Origin of the sequence: Spirillospora sp. NPDC000708 (assembly GCF_040299565.1) — a bacterium.
In the GTDB taxonomy this organism is placed as follows: domain Bacteria; phylum Actinomycetota; class Actinomycetes; order Streptosporangiales; family Streptosporangiaceae; genus Spirillospora.
On the sequence record NZ_JBEPCJ010000009.1, the window covers coordinates 87,651 to 106,116 of the forward strand.

Here is an 18,466-nt window from a genome sequence, read left to right on the forward strand (position 1 = left end):
CGCTCACCCCCGGCCCGCGAGGCCGGACAGCGCGAAGCGCCCGGCGGGGCGCCGCGCGACCGCGAGCCGCGGATCGAGGACCCGGTAGAGCAGGTCGACGGCGAGGTTGACGCTGACGAACACCAGCGCGCCCAGCAGCACCACGCCCTGCACGACGGGCAGGTCCTCGGCCGCCACCGCGCCCTGGGTGACCTGGCCGAGGCCGTTGCGGGAGAACACCGCCTCGACCACGATCGCGCCGGTGAGCAGCCCGCCGACGAGCAGCCCGGCCAGCGTCAGGGCGGGGAGCGCGGCGTTGCGCAGGACGTGCCGGACGTTCGTCCGGAGCGGCCCCGCGCCCTTGGCGCGGGCGACGGCCACGTAGTCCTTGCCGAGCTCGTCGCCCATGCTCTTCGCCAGGACCTGCCCGATGAGCGCCGCGGGCTGGACGGCGATGGTGACGGCGGGCAGCACCAGCCCGCGGAGCCCGCCCTCCCCGATCGCGGGGAAGACGTTCCAGGTGAAGGAGAGCCACTGCAGCAGGAGCAGCCCGATGACGAAGGCCGGGATCGCGACGCCGAGAGGCGGCAGGCTTAGCAGCGTCCGCCGGAGCCGGCGGGAGCCGGTCACGGTGGCCAGCACCGCCAGGGCCGTCCCGAGGAGCACCCCGAGGACGAGCCCCGCCCCCGCCACCGCGAGCGTCGGCGGGAGCGCCCGCCCGATCAGGGACGTCACCGGCTCGCCGGACTGGAGCGACCGGCCGAGGTCCCCGTGCAGCGCCCCGCCCAGTTTGGTCAGGTACTGCTCCATCAGCGGGCGGTCGAGGCCCATCTCATGCCGGAGCTGGGCGAGCTGCTCCGGTGTGACGCTGTTGTTGGCGCCGGCCGCGATCGCCGCCGGGTCGCTCGGCAGCGCGTACAGAACGGCGAACGAGAGCGTGTAGGCCGCCCAGAGCACGAACAGCCCTTGGAGCACTCGTCCGCCCAGAAACCGCGCCATCGATTCGAAGCCCTTCCTCCGCCGGCGGTTCCGGCGATTCCGATCCATGCCCAGGCTGCCGTGAACGGCAGATGCGGACCCCCTTCCGCGACCCCCTACGCCACCCCTGAATCGGCGGGCGCCGCCCGCGCGGCGAACGCATGGGCGCCGGGGCCTGCCTCCGCCCGCGTGCCGTCGGGGAGCACCACCTCGGCCGTCGTGCCGGGCGGGACCGTGACCTCCAGCGAGAAGCGGCCCCGCTCGGCGCGCCACCCGGCCTCGATCCGGCCGTAGGGGCAGTCGTATTTCACCTCGGCCCAGGTCAGGCCGCCGCCCGGCCGAGGCTCGACCCGGAACCGCCGGTAGGCGGGCAGCTCGGGGTCGAGCCGCACGCCGGCGACGTGGCCGTGCAGGAACTCGACGACGCTCGCCCGCGTCGGCATGTTCAGCGCCAGCATCGTGGCGCCGTTCGGGGCGATGCCGTCCCAGGTCTCCCAGAACGTGGTGCCGCCGTTGTCGATCACCGACATCCAGGACCGGGGCCCGGAGCGCAGCAGGAGTTCGTAGGCGAGGTCGAGGTGGCCGTTGTCGGCGAGGACGGGCAGCAGCAGATGCGTCGTCGGCAGCCCCGTGCCGGGCCGCGTGCCGGCGGCGCGGATCAGCTCCGCCAGCCGGTCCGCGGTCCGCGCCCGCAGCGCCTCGGGCACCAGGCCGTAGGCGAGCGCGCGCAGGTGCGTCGCCTGGGTGTCGCAGGCCAGCCGCCCGTCGGCGGTGATGAACTCGGCCTGCCACGCGGCGCGGACGTCATCGGCGAGGCGCCCGTACCGCTCGGCGTCCCCGGTCCGGCCGAGGACGCCCGCGATCCTGGACAGCAGCCGGGCCGACCGGTGGAAGTAGGCGGTGGCGAACGCCGCGTGGTCGCGGGACTCCATCTCCTCGACCACGGCGGCGGTGAAGGAGTCCAGGTCGGTGGCCCAGGTGGTGCGCCGTCCGCCGAGCGACGCCGGCCGCTGCGGCGACACCGGGCGCTGCGGCGGCGCGGGTTCGAGGTGCTCCCCGAAGTGGTAGCCGGTGTCCCAGAGGAACTCCTCGTGCGGTGCCGGGACGGGCCGCACCTCGCGCCGGTCGGGGTGCCTGCGGTCCCGCGCGATCCGGGCCACGCGGTCGACCCACGCGGTCATCGACGGGTACTGCCGCTCCAGCAGGCCGTCGTCGCCGTAGGCCCGCCACGTCTCCCAGGGCACCACCACGGCCGCGTCGCCGAAGCCCGCCTGGCCGTGCGGGATCGCGAACCGCGCCGTCAGGCTGCGCGGGCCGAGGGGGTCGGGCGCGTAGTTGCGCACCGTCCCGTCCTGCCACTGGTCGGCGGCGAGGTCCGCCAGCCACTTGGCGCTCAGCCCGGACACGTCGTTCAGCAGCCGGGCGCCCCGGATGTTCCACCCGAAGTCGGTCCAGCCGGCGAGCTCGCGGGTGATCTCGGCCGTCGGGACGTCGCACGCCTGGTTGCGGTAGGTCCAGTAGGCGATCTCGTGGAGCCGGTCGAGGCGCTCATCGCTGCACCGGAACCAGCCCGTGCGCGGGAGGTCGGAGCTCACCGCGACCGCCGTCGCGGCGTCGGCGGTGAGGGGGCCGGGATGCCCGTCGACGCGCAGGTAGCGGAAGCCGTGCCGGGTGTGCCGCGGCTCGAAGGCCGGGCCGTCCGGACCGGCCGAGACCACCCGGTCGGTCTGGATCCCGCGCGCCGGCGTGTACCAGTGCAGGGTGGCCTGCCCGCTGGCGGTGTTGACGTCGGTGCCGTCCGGTGTGAGCGCCTCGGCGTGCGTGAGCGACAGCACCGTCCCGCGCGGTCCGAGGTCGGTGAGCCGCACCCATCCGCCGAGGTTCTGGCCGAAGTCGATGATGTGCCGGCCCCGCTCCGGCCGGGTGATCGCGACCGGGCGCAGTTCCTGGAGCCGCCGCACCGGCGGAGCGGGCGAGGACACCAGCCGGGCCGCCGGGCGCTCGCGCACGGCGACCGGCGCCCAGCCGCCCTCGACCGGCCCGGGGGCGCTCCACCCGGCCGGCTCGTCGCGGAGGTCGGCGGCGACGCCGTCGAAGAAGTCGGCCGCCTTGACGGCCCCGACCGCCGACCGCCAGCGCGGGCCCGTCCCCGCCACCGTGGACGTCCCGTCCTCATGGTCGGCGTGCAGCTGGACCAGCAGCGCGGTGCGGTCGCCGAACCCGTCGGGAAGGCGGTGGTAGGAGGTCCGGCCGCGGAACCAGCCGTCGCTGAGGACCGCGCCGAGCACGTTGGCGCCGGCGCGGACCGCGGCGGTCACGTCGTACGCCTGGACGTGCAGGTGGTCGCGGTAGGCGGTGAAGCCGGGGGCGAGTTCGGCGTCCCCGACCCGTTCGCCGTTGAGGAACAGCTCGTACAGGCCGTGCGCCGTGGCGTACACCCGCGCCCGGACCACCGGGCGGTCGACCGTGAACTCGCCGCGCAGCAGGTAGCCGGGCCGGAAGCCCGCCGGCGGCACCTCGTCCTCCGCGGGCCCGACCCACGCGGCGGCCCAGTCGTCCGGATCGAGCAGGCCCATCTCCCAGGCGGCGGGCTCGGACCAGGCGCTGGTGCCGGCGTCGGTGCGGACCCGCACCGCGCATCGCACGGGCTCCCGCGACGCGAGCGGCGGGCCGCCGTAGGGGACGAACAGGCTGCGGTCCGACGCGACCCATCCGGTGTCCCACGGCCGGTCGCCCGCCCGGCCGCGGATCCGGTAGGCCCGCTGCGTCCGGGTCCCGGGCGGCAGCCGCCAGCTCAGCCGGGGCGACCGCTCGGTCAGCCCCAGCGCCGCGGGCCGGTGCTCCAGCCGCAGATCGGTCGGCGCGGACACACCCCACCCCCTTTCGGACCATTCCAGATCGCGTGTGCGCACAGGAAAGCACGGGACGGGGTGGTAACAGCAATGTTCCTTCTTCCGGCGCCGTCGCCCACCGCCTACGTTTGGCGACTGGAGAAAGGCGATCCGCCTTCAACTGAATCGCGGGCGCGCACGAATGGGAATACGGCGGTACCGATCGTGAAGTTCTTCGGGGTGGCTCCCATCCGTTTCCTGGATTCCGCGGGCGCGGACGAGCCCGCCGCGACGCGCGCGAGCTTCGGCCGCACGGTCGCCACCGCCCGGTACATGGAGGAGCTCGGCTTCGACGGCTTCGGGGTGGGCGAACGCCACCACTGGCCGTTCCTCTCCAGCGCGCCCCCGGTCGTCCTCGCCCACGTGGCGGCGCTGACCAGCAGGATCCGGCTGTTCACCGGGGTGACCCTGCTGTCGATGCTCGACCCCGTGCGGGTCGCCGAGGACTACGCGACCCTGGACCAGCTGTCCGGCGGGCGGCTGGAGCTGATCGTCGGCAAGGGCGCCGGGCCGGGCGGCGCGATGTTCGGCCTGGCGCCCGACGAGCAGCGCCCCGCCCTCGCGGACAACTTCCGGCTCCTGCACGAGCTGTGGACCAGGGACGAGGTCTCCTGGCCGGCGGGGCGGCGGCCGCGCCTGGACGGCGTGCGCACCCTCCCCCGGCCGCTGCGCGGGCGCCCCAGGATCTGGCACGGGAGTTCGTCGTCGGCGGAGTCGGTGGCCCTCGCCGCCGAGTACGGCGACCCCGTGGTGTTCTCCAACGCGGGCCTGTCCAGCGAGAGCGCCCGTCCCCTGGTCGAGCACTACCGCGCCGAATGGGCGCGGCGCGGCCGTCCCGCCGACCGGCTCTTCACCGGCGCGGGCACGCCGGGGTTCCTCGTGGCGAAGACCTCGCAGGCGGCGGTCGCCGCGTACCGTCCGGCCTACGAGCGCCTGGTCGCGATGCAGCGCGGCATCGGCGCCCGCCCGGCGTTCCCCACCGTGGAGGAGTTCGTCGCGCGCTCGCCGGCGCTCGTCGGCAGCCCCGAGCAGATCATCGACAAGGTGCACCGCCAGCACGAGGTGTTCGGCCACTCGCTCATCGTGGTCAGCGTCGACCCCGACGGCCTGTCGGAGCACGACCACCGGACCTCCCTCGAACTGCTCGCGACCGAGGTGGCGCCGGTCCTGCGCACCGCACTCCCCGATCCGCCCCCCTGACCCGCCCCTGCCGGGCGGGCATCGGTTGCCCGCACGGACGGGCGCGTGCGACGCTGAGGCGTCCGCACCGGGGAAGGGAACCGATGACAGCAGGATCTCGGCTGCCCGACGACGTCGAGCCCGACACGTGCGCCGCCTTCCGCGACGCCCTCGACCGGGTCGGCAGCAAGTGGGGAATCGCGATCATCGCGGCGGCGAGCGACGGGCCCATCCGGTTCGCCGAACTGCACCGGTCGATCCCCGGCATCAGCCGCCGCATGCTGACCCTCACGCTGCGCACGCTGGAGCGCGACGGGCTCATCACCCGCACCGTCCACCCCACCGTGCCCCCGCAGGTCGAGTACACCGCAACGGCCCTCGCCGAGGAGCTCTTCGCCTCCACCCGCGCCCTCTCGGCCTGGGCCGAGAACAACCACGCGAAGATCGCCGCCGCGCGCGCCGCCTACGACGGCGGCGAGGCCGCCCGGCAGGACGAGCACGCCGGGCAGGACGAGCACGCCGAGCCCGCGGCCCGGGTCCCGACCGAGCCGCGGGCGTGACGCGCGGCGTGCCGCGGGCTACCGCCGGCTCGTGACGAAGTCCCTGATCGTGCCGATCACGTAGTCGATCATCTCGTCGGTGAGGCCGGGGAAGACCCCGATCCAGAAGGTGCGCGCGGTGATGACGTCGCTGTTGGCGAGGCTCCCCGACACCCGGTACTCCCGGCCCCGGTAGGCGGGCTGCCGGGTGAGGTTGCCGGCGAACAGCATCCGGGTGCCGATCCGCCGGTCCTCCAGGTGGGCGACGATCTCGTCCCGGTCGAACGGCGCGTCGCCGGCGACGGTGATGACGAAGCCGAACCAGCTGGGATCGCCGCCGGGCGTGGGCTCGGGCAGCAGCAGGCCCGGCAGGCCGTCCAGGCCCTCGCGGAGCCGCCGCCAGTTGCGGCGCCGGGCGGCGCCGAACTCCGGCAGCCGCTTGAGCTGCGAGAGCCCCAGCGCCGCCTGGAGGTCCGTCGTCTTCAGGTTGTAGCCCACGTGCGAGAACGTGTACTTGTGGTCGTAGCCGTACGGCAGGTCCCCGAACTGCTGGGTGTAGCGCTTGCCGCAGGTGTCGCAGGCCCCCGGCTCGCACCAGCAGTCCCGGCCCCAGTCGCGCAGCGACTCCACGATCCGCGCGAGCCTCGGCCGGTCGGTGGTGACGCAGCCTCCCTCGCCCATGGTCAGGTGATGGGCGGGGTAGAAGCTCACGGTGCTGAAGTCGCCGAACGTCCCGGTCGGCCGCCCCCGGTACTTCGCGTCGACGCCGTCGCAGTTGTCCTCGACGAAGAAGAGGCCGTGCTCGGCGGCCAGCTCGGCCACCTCGGCCGCCGGGAAGGGGTTGCCGAGCGCGTGCGCGATCATGATGCCGCGGGTCCGGGGGCCGATCGCCTCGGCGACCCGCTCGGCCGTGGTGTTGTAGGTGCCGAGCTCGACGTCGACGAAGACCGGCACCATCTGGTTCTGCAGGATCGGGTTGACCGTCGTCGGGAAACCCGCCGCGACCGTGACGATCTCGTCGCCGGGCTTCAGCCGGTCGGCGCCGATCTCCGGCTGCGTCAGCGCGGTCAGCGCCAGCAGGTTGGCCGAGGACCCCGAGTTGGTCAGGTGGACCTTGCGGCGCCGCAGGGTCCGTCCCAGCTCCCGCTCCAGCGCGAGCGCGCTCGGGCCCGCGGCGATGCGCATGGTGAGCGCGGCCTCGACCAGCGCGACGCGGTCGTCCTCGTTCAGGTCGGCGCCCGAGGGCATCACGAGCGTCTCGCCCGGGACGAAACGCCGGCTCCGTTCCCTCTCACGGTGGTATTCGCGGACCAGTTCCAGGATCAGGTCCTGGGAGTCACCCATCATCGCCTCCAGGCGGCGCCACGAAGCACGCTCCTCGCCCCATCAAAGCGATGGACCGCGCTTCCGCGTCCCCTGTAGGCCCCCCTTATCGTCCGGATGAAACGCGAACGGTGAATTCGCCGGGGTACCGCAATCCGGCCGCCCGTCGCCGGTCGCGGGGCGGCACCGTCAGAGGGTTTTCTCCATGCAGATCGAGAAAGTCAGCCACTCGTACGGCGGAAAGACCGGAATACGGGTGTAGCCCTCGCGCTCGTACAGCCGGACGGCGTCCGGCTGCCGGTCCCCCGTCTGCAGGACGACGCGGGACGCTCCGAGGGACCGGGCGGCCCTCTCCGCCGCGGCCAGCAGCGCGGTGGCGGCCCCCGAACCGCGATGCGCGGGCGCGACGTACATCCGCTTCAGTTCGACGCCGTCGCCGTAGCGCCGCAACGCGACGTGGCCGATCGCGGTCCCGCCGGCGTAGGCGACGCCGACGTACACCACCTGCTCGGCCTCGACGCCGAGCGTGCCGTCCACCTTCCGCTCCGGGTCCGCCGCCGCGGCGAGGATCTCCGCGACCCGGTCGGCGTACCGGCTCTCCATCTCCGCCTGCATCGCGTCCCGCAGTTTCGCGGCGTCGGGATCGTCCCACCCGGTGGCGCGAACCTCGTAGCCCAGGTCATCCGCCATCCGCATCGGACATCCCCCAGAGGATCGAGGCTTTTCCAAGTTAATCAGTAGGAATATATGCCATCCGGGGCAGCTCGGCGGCGTGCTCGGCGGCCCACCGGCCCAGCGCGGCGAGCTGCTCGCGCAGCGACGCTCCCACCTCGGTCAGGGCGTACTCCACGCGGCCCGCCCTGCCGGGAGCAGGAGTGCGGCTCACGAGCCCCTCCTCCTCCAGCGTCCGCAGGGTGCGGGTGAGCACGCGGCGGCTGATCCCCTCGATGGCGCGGTCCAGCTCGTTGAAGCCGTGCGGCCGGTCGGCGAGCAGCCGGATGACCGCCGGGCTCCACTTGTCGCCGACGCGCCGCAGGACGCCCGTCACCGGGCACGCGCCGTACTCGGCGGCGGTGACGACGACCCCGCGCTCCACCGCTCCGGACGTCACCGGGCGAGCGGACGGCACGTCAGTGGACATGAAAGTTCCTTCTTCCGGTCCCGCCTGGGCGTCACGAAGATCAGCGTATGCGCACGTTCGACATCGGCGCGGTCTCGGTGACCCGGATCCCGCATTTCGAGAATCTGCCCCTGACCCCCGCCGAGCTGCTCCCCGGCACCGGCCCGGATCTCTGGGAGGCGAACCGCTCCTGGCTCGCTCCCGACCACTGGGACCCCGGCTCCGGCCGCGTCCGCGTCTCCGTGCACAGCTGGCTGCTGCGCAGTGCCGGGCGCACGATCCTCATCGACACCGGTCTGGCCCCCGACCCCCGCCAGGAGGGCGTGCCGGCCGGCGGCGACCTGCCGGCGGCGCTCGCCGCCGCGGGCGTGGCGCCCGGCGACGTCGACCTCGTGGTGTGCACCCACCTGCACGCCGACCACGTCGGCTGGAACACCCGCGAGGACGACGGCGGGCACGTCCCGTTCTGCCCCCGGGCCCGGTACCTCTTCTCCGCCGCCGACCTCGCCTTCTTCGCCCCGGACACGCTGGTGGAGGAGCCCGGGCGCAGCGCCGCCGTCCACGCCCGGTCGGTGGAGCCGGTGCTGCGTTCGGGGCAGGCGGTCGTCTGGGAGGACCACTTCCTCATCGACGAGAACCTGCGGCTCGACCTCGCCCCCGGGCACACGCCCGGGCACGGGGTACTCGCCGTGGAGTCCGAGGGCGAGCGCGCTCTGTTCGTCGGCGACCTGCTCCACACGCCCGTCCAGCTTCTGGCGCCGGACGCCTCCAGCTGTTTCTGCCACGACCCGTCCGCCGCCGCCCGGACCCGCCGCCGCCTCCTCGAACGGGCCGCGGACACCGCCGCGCTGGTCGTGCCGGCCCACTTCTGCGGGCCGGGCGCCGTCGAGATCGGCCGCGACGGGACGCGGTTCACGGCCCGCCGCTGGGTCCCCTGACCATCCGGGCCCCTTCCTACGGGTTCAGCGGCGGCAGGTCCAGGTGCTCGCGCAGCGTCTCGCCCTCGTAGGCGGTGCGGTACGCGCCGCGCTCCTGCAGTTCGGGGACGAGCTTGTCGACGATGTCCTCCAGCGCGGAGGGGATCAGGTACGGCGTGATGTTGAACCCGTCGACGGCGCGGGTGCGGACGTAGCGGACCCACTCGTCGGCGACCTGGGACGGCGTGCCGACGAAGGCGGGGTGCCCGGGCGCGACCTCCCGCGCCAGCTCCAGCATCGACAGGCCGCGCTGCTCGCTCTGCTCACGCCACCGGGCGATCAGCGCGTGCTTGCCGGTGCGCCGCTCGATGGGGATGGTGCCGCGCGACGGGTCGAGCTCGCCCTCGACGGGGTCGACGTCGGGAAGCGGCCCGTGCGGGTCGTACCCGGACAGGTCCGTCCCCCAGTACTGCTCGAAGAACGTGATCGCGCGCGGTGCGGACATCTGCTCCTCGCGCACCCAGCGGGCGCGCTCGCGGGCCTCGTCGGGTGTGTCGCCGAGGACGACGGAGGCGCCGGGAAGGATCCGCAGCGAGTCGGCCGAGCGCCCGTACCTGGCGAGCCGCGCGCGCAGGTCCGCCGCGTAGGCGACGGCCTTGTCGTACGAGGTGTTCGCCGAGAACACCACGTCGGCGCGGGACGCGGCGAGCTCCCGGCCGCCGTCGGAGTCGCCGGCCTGGAAGAGGACCGGCCGGCCCTGCCGGCTCGCGGGCACCGTGGCGACGGCGCGGAGGTCGACCAGGTCGGTGCTGCGGGCGACCTCGCCGATGGAGCCGGGCCGGGCCCAGCTCTTCGCCTCCCCGGTGGCGGCGACGGCGTCCGGTTCCCAGGCGTTCCACAGCGCGGTGACGGCGTCGACGAACTGGCCGGCCCTGTCGTAGCGGCGCTCGTGCTCCAGCCAGCCGCCGTGGCGGAAGTTCGCGCCGGTCCAAGCGTTGTCGGTGGTGACGATGTTCCAGCCGGCGCGGCCGTCGGACAGCAGGTCCAGGCTGGCGAGCCTGCGGGCCAGGTCGGCCGGGAAGTTGTAGGTGGCGTTCTGGGTGGCGACCAGCCCGATCCGCTCGGTGACCGCGGCGAGGGCGGACATCTGCGTGATCGCGTCGGGACGGCCGGCCACGTCCTGGTCGTGGACGCGGCCGCGGTTCTCCCGGACCCGCAGCCCCTCCCCGAGGAAGAACGCGTCGAACAGCCCGCGCTCCAGCAGGCGGGCGACCTCGACGAACGTCTCGATCGCGACGTGGTCGGCGGCGGCCGGATCGTTCCACACGAGTTGCGGGCCGACACCGGTGTAGAAGACGCCGAGGTGGACCCGGGCGTGCGGATCGTAGGGGGCGCCCGTGGCGGCTTCGGTCATGGTCGAGTTCCCCTCAGGAGGCGGCGGTGAACCTGTTCGCGGGGCGGGGCAGTCCGAGGGCGTCCCGCAGCCTCGCGCCCGTCGCGGGCGGGCGGTGCAGGCCGGCCGCCGCGAGGGCGGGCAGCACGTGCTCGGCGAGCAGGGGCAGGTCGGCGGCGAGGACGGCCGGATGCAGGCGCACCCCGTCGACGGTGCCGGCGAGCGACCGCAGCAGGCGGGCGAACCCGCCGGCGGACCCCACGTACCGGAACCGGCCGGTGTCCGGCCAGGCGGCGGACTCCTCCAGCCGGGCGGCGCGTCCGGCGGCGGAGGCGTCGGTCCCGCCCAGGACGGCCTCGATCTCGGCGAACGCCAGCGGGGCGCCGGCCTCCCGCGCCTCCGCCGCGCGTTCGGCGAGGGCGGCCGTGTCGTGCCCGCCGACGAGGGCGATGTCGGCGCGGGCTCCGAGGCCGAGGGCCGCCGGGGCGAGGACGACGACCTGCCCCTGCGGCGGCCGGGGCGTGATCAGCGGGCCCTTGACCGTGAACCGGGCCCCCGCGAAGTCGATGTGGTGGACCCGGTCGGCGTCCAGGAACCGTCCGGTGGCGGCGTCCTTGATGACGGCGCCGTCCTCCCAGGAGTCCCAGAGGAGCCGGGCGGCGTCGACGACGTCGCGCACCTCCCGCCGCAGTTCCTCCGGGGCGAGCGGGGCCGCCCCGATCGTCGCGAGCGACTCCGGGGCGTTCGCGGCGCCGACCAGCCACGCCGCCCGGCCGCGGCCGGCGTGGTCGAGGCTCGCGAGCTGGGTGGCGAGATGGAACGGCTCGGTGGTCGTCACGTGCAGGGCCGGCGCGAGGCCGATCCGCTCGGTGATCGTCGCGGCGAACGCCGCCCGGGTGCCGGCCTCCAGCCGCCCGGCGGCGTTGACGCCCGCGTGCGGCGGGACGGGCGCGTCGTCGAACGTGGCCAGCGTGAAGCCGGCGGCCTCGGCGGCGGCCACGCCGTCGCGCAGCGCTCCCGCGGTGAGGACCGCGCCGGGTGGTCGCCCGGAGTACCGCCATGCGGCCGGATGGGCGCCGTCGCCGTCGAGTTCGATGGCCGTCGGCAGGCGGGGTTCACTCATGCGGCACCCTCCGGTTCGCGGTCGGGAGCCGTCCTCCGCCGGGCGGCCCGAACCTCTGCGGGGAACAGTAGGCACGGCTCGCTGTTACCGTCAATACCTACCGTTAAAGTAGGAAATCACCACGGCCCGGCATGGACACCCCGCCCCCTCCCCCGACGGCACCCCTCCCGGAGGGTGCGGGCGATGGCCGCCTCGGCTAATTCCATGTATAACCGACCTAGTTAATAGGAAAGGATGACGATGACGAGTCCGACCACGACAGCGCCTCCGGCGCTCTCCGACGCCGCGGCGGTCGAGGCGGCGCGCGCCTATGCCGCCCGGATCGCGCCCGGAGCGATCGAGCGGGACCGCGAGGCCCGGCACCCGGCCGCCGAGCTGGACGAGCTGGCCGCCAGCGGGCTGCTGGCCGTCTCGGTCCCGCGCGAGCACGGCGGCGGCGGGGTCGCCGCGAGCACCGTCGCCGAGGTGTTCCGGATCATCGCCGCGGCCGATCCGTCGGTGGCGCAGCTGGTGCTCGCGCACTTCGTGCTGACCGCCCTGCTCGGGCAGGCCGGCACCGAGCCGCAGAAGGAGTTCTTCTACGGGCGGATCACCGCGGGTGCGCGGATCGGCAACGCGACCGCCGAGCGCGGCACCAAGCACGTCTTCGACCGGCTGACCGCGGTGACACCCGATCCGGCGGGCGGGTACCGGCTCGACGGCCGCAAGTACTACACCACCGGCGCGCTCGGCGCGCAGTGGATCGGCGTGGCCGCCTCCCTGGAGGGCGACCAGAACCTTCCGGTCACCGCGTTCGTGCCGGGCGACGCCGAGGGCGTGGAGTTCGCCGACGACTGGACGGCGTTCGGGCAGCGCGCGACGGCCAGCGGATCGATCGTGTTCACCGGCGTCCACGTCCCGGCCGAGCGGGTCCTGCACCTCGGGCCGGTGCCCGCCGACCCGCCGCCGCTGATCCTCGGCGCCTACGACCAGCTCCTGCACCTGGCCATCGACGTCGGCATCGCCCGCGCGGCGCTGGAGGAGGGCGCCGCCTTCGTCCGGGACCGCTCGCGCCCGTGGTTCGAGTCCGGTGTCGAGCGGGTGTCGGACGAGCCGCACGCAGTCCTGCGCTTCGGCCGGCTCACCACGCTGCTGCACGCGCTGGAGGCGCTGTTCGAGCGCGGCGGCCGCGCCGTCGACGCCGCACTGGCCGCCCCCGCGCTGACGGACGAGAACACCGCCGCCGCGTCGCTGGCGGTCGCCGAGGCCAAGGCGTACGCGCAGGAGGTCGCCGTCCAGATCGCCACCGACGTCCTGGAACTCGCGGGGACCAGCGCCGCCGACGCGAGCCACGGCCTGGACCGCCATTGGCGCAACGTCCGCACCCACTCGCTGCACGACCCCGCCCGCTGGAAGTACGTCCACATCGGCAACCACACCCTGAACGGGACGAACCCGCCGCGCTACCCGCTCATCTAGGGCTGGGGGACGGGGGCCGGGAACACGCCGGGGCCGTCGGGCAGCAGGTCCGCGGCCTCCGGCAGTCCCAGCCGGGCGCGCAACGGGCCCGCGGGGAGACGCTCGCCGGCGTGCAGCCCGCCGGCGAGTCCGATGGCCTCGCTCGGGTCGGAGCCGGTGGGACGCAGCACGATGCCGTCCGCCTCGGACGCGGCGGCGATCGAGGCGCGCACGTCGGCGACCGTCGTGCCCGGCGGGACGTCGACCACCGTGAACAGCAGGGGACGGCGGCCCGGATCGGCGAAGTACCGGCCGGAGGCCGCGTCGACCGCGGACCGCGCGCCGGACACGAGCCCCTGCGGGACGATCACGACGTCGGCCACGTCGGCGGCGGCCTCGAGTTCGTCCGCACGGTTCGCCCACCAGCCGACGACGGACGCGCCGTCGCGGGGCGCGGGGAGCGTCAGCGGGCCCGCGACCGAGTAGACGCCCTGGTGGTCGGCGCGGCGGATCCGGTCGCCGCGGGCGAAGATCCGCTGCTCGCGGTCGGCGACGATGGCGTCGTACGGCCAGGTCTGCTCGAGTTCGCGGGTCGCCGACGCCAGGTCGTGCGCCTCCTCGGCACCGGCGCGCCGGGTGAGCTCGGGGCCCTCGCCGCGAGCCCGGCCGGCGGCGGCGAGCGGATCGGCGACGCCCAGGACGAGCCCGGCCCGGCCGCGCGTCAGGTGGCCGAGGGAGGCGACCCGACGCGCGAGGTTGTACGGGTGGTCCCGCACCGGCGACGACGCGAAGAGGAACGCGGCGGTGGTGGTGCGGGCCGCGAGGACGGTCGCGAGCATGCTCGGGTCCACGGTGCGGTCGGCACCGGCCTCGGCGGGCGCGACGCGGTCGGCGCCGACGACGGTGAAGGCCAGCGGGGCGCGGTCGAGCAGCGAGGCGAGCGCGTCCTCCGCCTGCACGGCGAGCGCCTGATCGCCGGTCAGCGCCAGCGCGAGACGCGGCCGTGCGCCGTCGAGATCCGGCATGAGAACTCCTAATTTCCTATATTGTCGGTAGAGTTAGTAGAGTTTATGGCATCGAGGAGAGCGTCCGTGTCCCGACCCCGCACCGGCCATGTCCTGCTCGGCGTCAACGTCCTGGTCCTCGGCTACCTGCCCGCCGCGTGGCAGTCGCCCCGGCTGGGGCCGGACGCCTTCGTCGATCCCGAGTACTGGCGCACGATCGGGCGCCTCGCCGAACGCGGGACGCTCGACGCCGTGTTCCTCGCCGACGGCCCCGCGCTCGGCGACCCCTCCCACGACGCCAACGCGGGCCGGCTGGAGCCCACGGTCACCTGGGCGCACGTCGCGGCCGCCACACGCCGCGTCGGCCTGGTCGTCACCGCGTCCACCACCTTCAACGACCCGTTCGAGCTGGCCGAGCGGCTGCTGTCCCTCGACCTGCTCTCCGGCGGGCGCGCCGGCTGGAACATCGTGACGACCCGCGGCGCCGCGGCCGCCCGCAACTTCGGCCTGCCCGACGTGCCCGGACGCGACGACCGCTACGACCGCGCCGAGGAGTTCGTCGAGGCCGTGCTCGCGCTGTGGGAGTCCGCGCGCACCGGGGAGCCGGTCGACCACCACGGGCGCTTCCTCGACCTGGCCGGACGCCTGCGAGTGCCGCCGTCGCCGCAGGGCCGCCCCGTGCTGCTGCAGGCCGGCGGCTCCCCGAAGGGCCGCCGGCTCGCCGGCCGGTTCGCCGAGGGCGTCTTCGCCGCCGAGCTGACCAAGGAGGGCGCGATCGAGCACTACCGCCAGGTCAAGCGGAACGCCGTCGCGTTCGGCCGGCGCCCCGACGACGTCAGGATCCTGCCGGGGCTGCTGCTCAGCCTCGGCAGCACCGAGGAGGAGGCCCGGCGCCGCAGCGACGAGCTGCACGACCTCGGGCCGGCGTCCTACTCGGCGCAGTGGCTGTCCCAGGCGATCGGGTTCGACGCGTCCACCCTGCCGCTGGACGAGCCGTTCCCCGAGGAGGTCCTCGCGGCGCCCGCCGACCCGCAGACCTTCACCGGCAGCCTGGGGTTCCGCGAGTCGATCGTCGAGCAGATCCGCCGGACGAACCCGACGGTCCGCGAGTACCTGCGGCAGACCCGCTACACCGGGTCGGGGCACGCGGGGTTCGTCGGGACGCCCGAGCAGCTCGCCGACCACATCGAGGACTGGTTCCGCTCCGGCGCGATCGACGGCTTCAACCTCCAGCCCGACCGCCTCATCGACGGGCTGGAGGTCATCGTCGACGAGGTGGTGCCGCTGCTGCGCGCGCGGGGCCTCTACCGGCACGAGTACGAGACCCGCACGCTGCGGGAGCACTTCGGGGCCGCCTCGCCCACGCCCGGCCCCTCCGCGGTCGCCCTCCCCGCCTGAGCAGGCCGGCGGGGAGGGCCGGGCGCCGGAGGCGCCGGTCGTCATGGTCAGCCCTTCGTGCCGGTGGTGGTGAGGAGCGGAGGCGCCGCGGACGGCCGGCCGGCGAACGCGCCGCGGTAGCGCGCCGCCGGGTGGTCGGCGGGGAGCAGCGGCGACGGCGCGCCGGACAGCGCCTCGCGGAGCGTGCGGCCGGGCGCCTTCTCGCTGACGCGGCCCCGCTCGGCGAGGACGGGCGTCACGTACTCGCCGAACGCCCGGTAGTCCTCGATGGCGACCGCTCCGGCGATGTTGAAGCCGTCGAGCCCCGACTCGTCGGCGAGCGCCTCGAGCCGGTCGGCGACCGTCGCGCCGCCGCCGACGATGGGCCGCCCGTAGCCTCCGACGCCGTCCGGGGACCCGAACACGTCGCGGAGCGACCACGAGGTGCCGGGGACGTCCTTGGTCAGGCTCGCGAGGATCGACCGGTTGCTCTCGGTCTCGATGTACTCCAGCGGCGCGTCGAGGTCGTACTGCGCCCAGTCGATGCCGGTGATGGCGGAGAAGTGGGCGATGGCGCCCTCGACGCTGCGGTAGCGCTGGTAGTCGCGCAGCTTGGCGTGAGCGGCCTCGTCCGTCGCGTCCGCGATGACGGTGACCAGGCCGACGAACCGGATCGCGTCCGGCCCCCGCCCCTCCAGCGCCGCCAGCCTCCTGATCTCCTCGATGTTGCGGCGCAGCGCCACCGGCTCGATCCCCGCCACGAACACCACCTCGGCGTTGCGGGCGGCGAACGCGCGCCCGCGCGGCGACGAGCCCGCCTGGAACAGCACGGGCGTGCGCTGCGCCGACGGCTCGGACAGGTGCGCGCTGGGCACGGAGAAGTACTCGCCGGAGTGGCCGATCGCGTGCACCTTCGACGGGTCGGCGTAGACGCCGCGCTCCCGGTCCTTGACCACCGCGCCGTCGTCCCAGGACCCCTCCCAGAGCTTGTAGGTGACGTCGAGGAACTCCTGCGCGAGCTCGTAGCGCCGGTCGTGGGGCAGCTGGCGGTCGAGACCGAGGTTGCGCGCGGCGCTGTCGAGCTGGGACGTGACGATGTTCCAGCCGATCCGCCCGCGGGTGAGGTGGTCGAGCGTGGTGAACTTGCGGGCCAGCAGGTACGGCTGCTCGTAGGTCGTCGACACCGTGACGCCGATGCCCAGGGTGCTGGTGGCGGCGGCGATCGCGGACACCACCAGCAGCGGATCGTCCAGGGGCGTCTGGACGGCGTCGGTGAGCGCCCGGTCGGCCGAGCGCTCGTAGGTGTCGAGCTGGCCGAGCGCGTCGGCGAGGAACAGCGCGTCGAAGCCGCCGTCCTCCAGCACCCGGCCGAGCTCGACCCAGTAGCCGACGTCGGTGTAGTCGCGCGCCGCCGGCGAGTGGCGGCGCCACAGGCCGAAGGCGATGTGGCCCGCCGTGCTCATCTCGACGGCGTTGAGGATGAGCGGACGCGTGGTCATGAGATCTCCTTGGCTTCGTGCGCGGCGCCGATCGGGAGGACGGCGTCGAGCAGGGCGCGGGTGGCCGGATGGCGGTCCTCGGCGGACAGGTCGTCCACCGGGAAGGTCTCGACGAGCGACCCGCGGCGCATCACGCCGATGCGGTCGCAGACCGACTCGATCACCGCGAGGTCGTGGCCGATGAACAGGTAGGTGAGGCCGAGCTCGTCCTTCAGGTCGAAGAGCAGGTCCAGGATGCTCGCCTGGGTGGACACGTCGAGGGCGGACGTGGGCTCGTCGAGGACGAGCAGGTCGGGCTCCAGCGCGATGGCCCGCGCGATGCTCACCCGCTGGCGCTGCCCGCCGGAGAACTCGCGCGGGTAGCGGTCGGCGTGCGCGGCGTGCAGGCCGACCAGCTCCAGCGCGCGGGCCGTGAGGGCGGCGGCCTCCCGGCGGTTCGCGGCCTTCCCCAGCCGGACGAGCGGCCGGGCGATCTGGTCGCCCGCCTTGAGCCGGGGGTTCAGGGCGGTGGCCGCGTCCTGGAAGACGTACTGGAAGCGGCGCCGCAGGTCGCGGCGGCCCCGGGCGTCCGCGGCGGCGACGTCGGCACCGTCGAACAGGACCGACCCGGCGGTGGGCCGGAGCAGGGCGCCGGAGAGCCGGGCGAGCGTCGACTTGCCCGACCCGGACTCGCCGATGAGCCCGAACGTCTCGCCGCGCCGCACGCTCAGCGAGACGTCGCCGACGGCGCGGACCACGCTCCGGTGGCGTCCGGTCCCGAAGCCGCCGACGGCGAACTCCTTCGACACGCCCCGCAGTTCCAGGATCGCCTCGCCGGAGGACGCGCCGCCGGACCGTGCCCCGCCGGGCGGCGACCCGCCCGCGCGCCGGGCGGCGGGCGGGCGGCGGCCCGCGCCCGGCCGGCCCCGCCCGATCTCGGGCACCGACTCGATGAGCGACCGCGTGTAGGGGTGCGACGGCGCGCCGAGCACCCGCCGGGTGTCCCCCACCTCGACGATCGCGCCCTCGCGCATCACCGCGACGCGGGAGCCGGTGTGCGCGACCACGCCGAAGTCGTGGGTGATCAGCAGCACCGCCGTCCCGGTCTCGGCGGACAGGCCGAGCAGCAGGTCGAGGATCTGCTTCTGCACGGTGGCGTCCAGCGCGGTCGTCGGCTCGTCGGCGATGAGCAGGTCCGGGCCGGACAGCGCGGCGAGCGCGATCATGACGCGCTGCCGCATGCCGCCGCTCAGCTCGTGCGGGTAGGAGCGCAGGACGCGGTCCGGGTCGGGGATGCCGACCCGTTCCAGCCAGCCGCCCGCGACCCGTGCCGCCTCGCTCCGGGAGACGCCCAGGTGCAGGCGGGCGGTGTCGCCGAGCTGGCCGCCGACGGCGAACGAGGGATCGAGCGAGGTGACCGGGTTCTGGAAGATCATTCCGATGCCGGAGCCGCGGTGGGCGTTGAGCCGCCGCTCCGGCAGCCCGACCAGCTCGGTGCCGCGGAAGCGGACGCTGCCCGCGGTGACGCGGGCGCCGCGGGGCAGCAGCCCGAGGATCGCGGCGGCCGTCACGCTCTTGCCCGATCCGGACTCGCCGACGAGCGCGAGCACCTCGCCCTCGCCGATCTCCAGGTCGACGCCCCGCACCGCCTCGACCCGGGCGCCGGGCAGCGTGAACTCGACGCTGAGGCCCTGCACGGTGAGCACGGCGTTCATTTCCGACCTCCGG

General features: G+C 74.7%; 15 protein-coding genes. 5 read left to right on the forward strand and 10 right to left on the reverse strand.

Annotation, left to right across the window (positions count from 1 at the left end; translation table 11 throughout):
- Window positions 1-3: 3 nt before the first annotated feature.
- The gene (locus tag ABT299_RS09470; RefSeq protein ID WP_433153561.1) at window positions 4-978 is read right to left on the reverse strand and encodes an ABC transporter permease; all 975 of its coding nucleotides are present in this window, start codon (window positions 976-978) and stop codon (window positions 4-6) included.
- 95 nt (window positions 979-1,073) lie between these two features.
- Window positions 1,074-3,827, reverse strand: coding sequence for a family 78 glycoside hydrolase catalytic domain (locus tag ABT299_RS09475; protein ID WP_500250339.1), 2,754 nt, complete (start codon window positions 3,825-3,827; stop codon window positions 1,074-1,076).
- A 201-nt stretch (window positions 3,828-4,028) separates the two neighbouring features.
- On the opposite strand from ABT299_RS09475, the gene ABT299_RS09480 reads away from it, so the two are divergent.
- On the forward strand, window positions 4,029-5,048 hold the full coding sequence (locus ABT299_RS09480) for an LLM class flavin-dependent oxidoreductase (RefSeq protein WP_500250340.1): 1,020 nt from the start codon (window positions 4,029-4,031) through the stop codon (window positions 5,046-5,048).
- A gap of 83 nt (window positions 5,049-5,131) precedes the next feature.
- Complete coding sequence (locus tag ABT299_RS09485; protein ID WP_500250341.1) at window positions 5,132-5,587, forward strand: winged helix-turn-helix transcriptional regulator; 456 nt, start codon at window positions 5,132-5,134, stop codon at window positions 5,585-5,587.
- Window positions 5,588-5,605: 18 nt separating this feature from the next.
- Here the strand turns inward: ABT299_RS09485 and rfbH are convergent, their stop codons facing one another.
- From rfbH to ABT299_RS09500, 3 genes are all read right to left on the reverse strand, one after another.
- Complete coding sequence (gene rfbH / locus ABT299_RS09490) at window positions 5,606-6,910, reverse strand: lipopolysaccharide biosynthesis protein RfbH (protein WP_500250342.1); 1,305 nt, start codon at window positions 6,908-6,910, stop codon at window positions 5,606-5,608.
- A gap of 168 nt (window positions 6,911-7,078) precedes the next feature.
- Window positions 7,079-7,585 (reverse strand): GNAT family N-acetyltransferase, encoded by a 507-nt coding sequence (locus ABT299_RS09495; protein WP_500250343.1) that lies wholly within the window; start codon window positions 7,583-7,585, stop codon window positions 7,079-7,081.
- A 34-nt stretch (window positions 7,586-7,619) separates the two neighbouring features.
- Window positions 7,620-8,030 (reverse strand): winged helix-turn-helix transcriptional regulator, encoded by a 411-nt coding sequence (locus tag ABT299_RS09500; protein WP_190853210.1) that lies wholly within the window; start codon window positions 8,028-8,030, stop codon window positions 7,620-7,622.
- A 47-nt stretch (window positions 8,031-8,077) separates the two neighbouring features.
- Here ABT299_RS09500 and ABT299_RS09505 point away from each other — a divergent pair, with 47 nt between their 5' ends.
- Window positions 8,078-8,947, forward strand: a complete 870-nt coding sequence (locus tag ABT299_RS09505) for an MBL fold metallo-hydrolase (protein ID WP_500250344.1) — start codon at window positions 8,078-8,080, stop codon at window positions 8,945-8,947.
- A gap of 16 nt (window positions 8,948-8,963) precedes the next feature.
- Here ABT299_RS09505 and ABT299_RS09510 read toward each other — a convergent pair whose 3' ends face one another.
- Window positions 8,964-10,340 carry an NtaA/DmoA family FMN-dependent monooxygenase gene (locus tag ABT299_RS09510; RefSeq protein ID WP_500250345.1) on the reverse strand — a complete coding sequence of 459 codons (1,377 nt, stop codon included), beginning with the start codon at window positions 10,338-10,340 and terminating at the stop codon, window positions 8,964-8,966.
- 13 nt (window positions 10,341-10,353) lie between these two features.
- Window positions 10,354-11,442: an LLM class flavin-dependent oxidoreductase gene (locus ABT299_RS09515; protein WP_500250346.1), complete on the reverse strand. Its 1,089-nt coding sequence runs from the start codon at window positions 11,440-11,442 to the stop codon at window positions 10,354-10,356.
- Window positions 11,443-11,682: 240 nt separating this feature from the next.
- Between ABT299_RS09515 and ABT299_RS09520 the strand changes: the two genes are divergently transcribed.
- A complete protein-coding gene (locus ABT299_RS09520) occupies window positions 11,683-12,900 on the forward strand; it encodes an SfnB family sulfur acquisition oxidoreductase (RefSeq protein ID WP_500250347.1) in 1,218 nt (405 codons plus the stop codon).
- On the opposite strand, the gene ABT299_RS09525 is transcribed toward ABT299_RS09520, so the two are convergent.
- The gene (locus ABT299_RS09525) at window positions 12,897-13,904 is read right to left on the reverse strand and encodes an LLM class flavin-dependent oxidoreductase (protein WP_500250348.1); all 1,008 of its coding nucleotides are present in this window, start codon (window positions 13,902-13,904) and stop codon (window positions 12,897-12,899) included. The two genes, ABT299_RS09520 and ABT299_RS09525, sit on opposite strands and share 4 nt — an antisense overlap.
- Before the next feature lie 66 nt (window positions 13,905-13,970).
- Between ABT299_RS09525 and ABT299_RS09530 the strand changes: the two genes are divergently transcribed.
- Window positions 13,971-15,281 (forward strand): LLM class flavin-dependent oxidoreductase, encoded by a 1,311-nt coding sequence (locus ABT299_RS09530; RefSeq protein WP_500197801.1) that lies wholly within the window; start codon window positions 13,971-13,973, stop codon window positions 15,279-15,281.
- Between the two features lie 47 nt (window positions 15,282-15,328).
- Here ABT299_RS09530 and ABT299_RS09535 read toward each other — a convergent pair whose 3' ends face one another.
- A complete protein-coding gene (locus ABT299_RS09535) occupies window positions 15,329-16,759 on the reverse strand; it encodes an NtaA/DmoA family FMN-dependent monooxygenase (RefSeq protein ID WP_500250349.1) in 1,431 nt (476 codons plus the stop codon).
- Window positions 16,756-18,453: a dipeptide ABC transporter ATP-binding protein gene (locus tag ABT299_RS09540; RefSeq protein WP_500250350.1), complete on the reverse strand. Its 1,698-nt coding sequence runs from the start codon at window positions 18,451-18,453 to the stop codon at window positions 16,756-16,758. Before ABT299_RS09540 ends, ABT299_RS09535 begins: the two co-directional genes overlap by 4 nt.
- Window positions 18,454-18,466 lie beyond the last annotated feature (13 nt).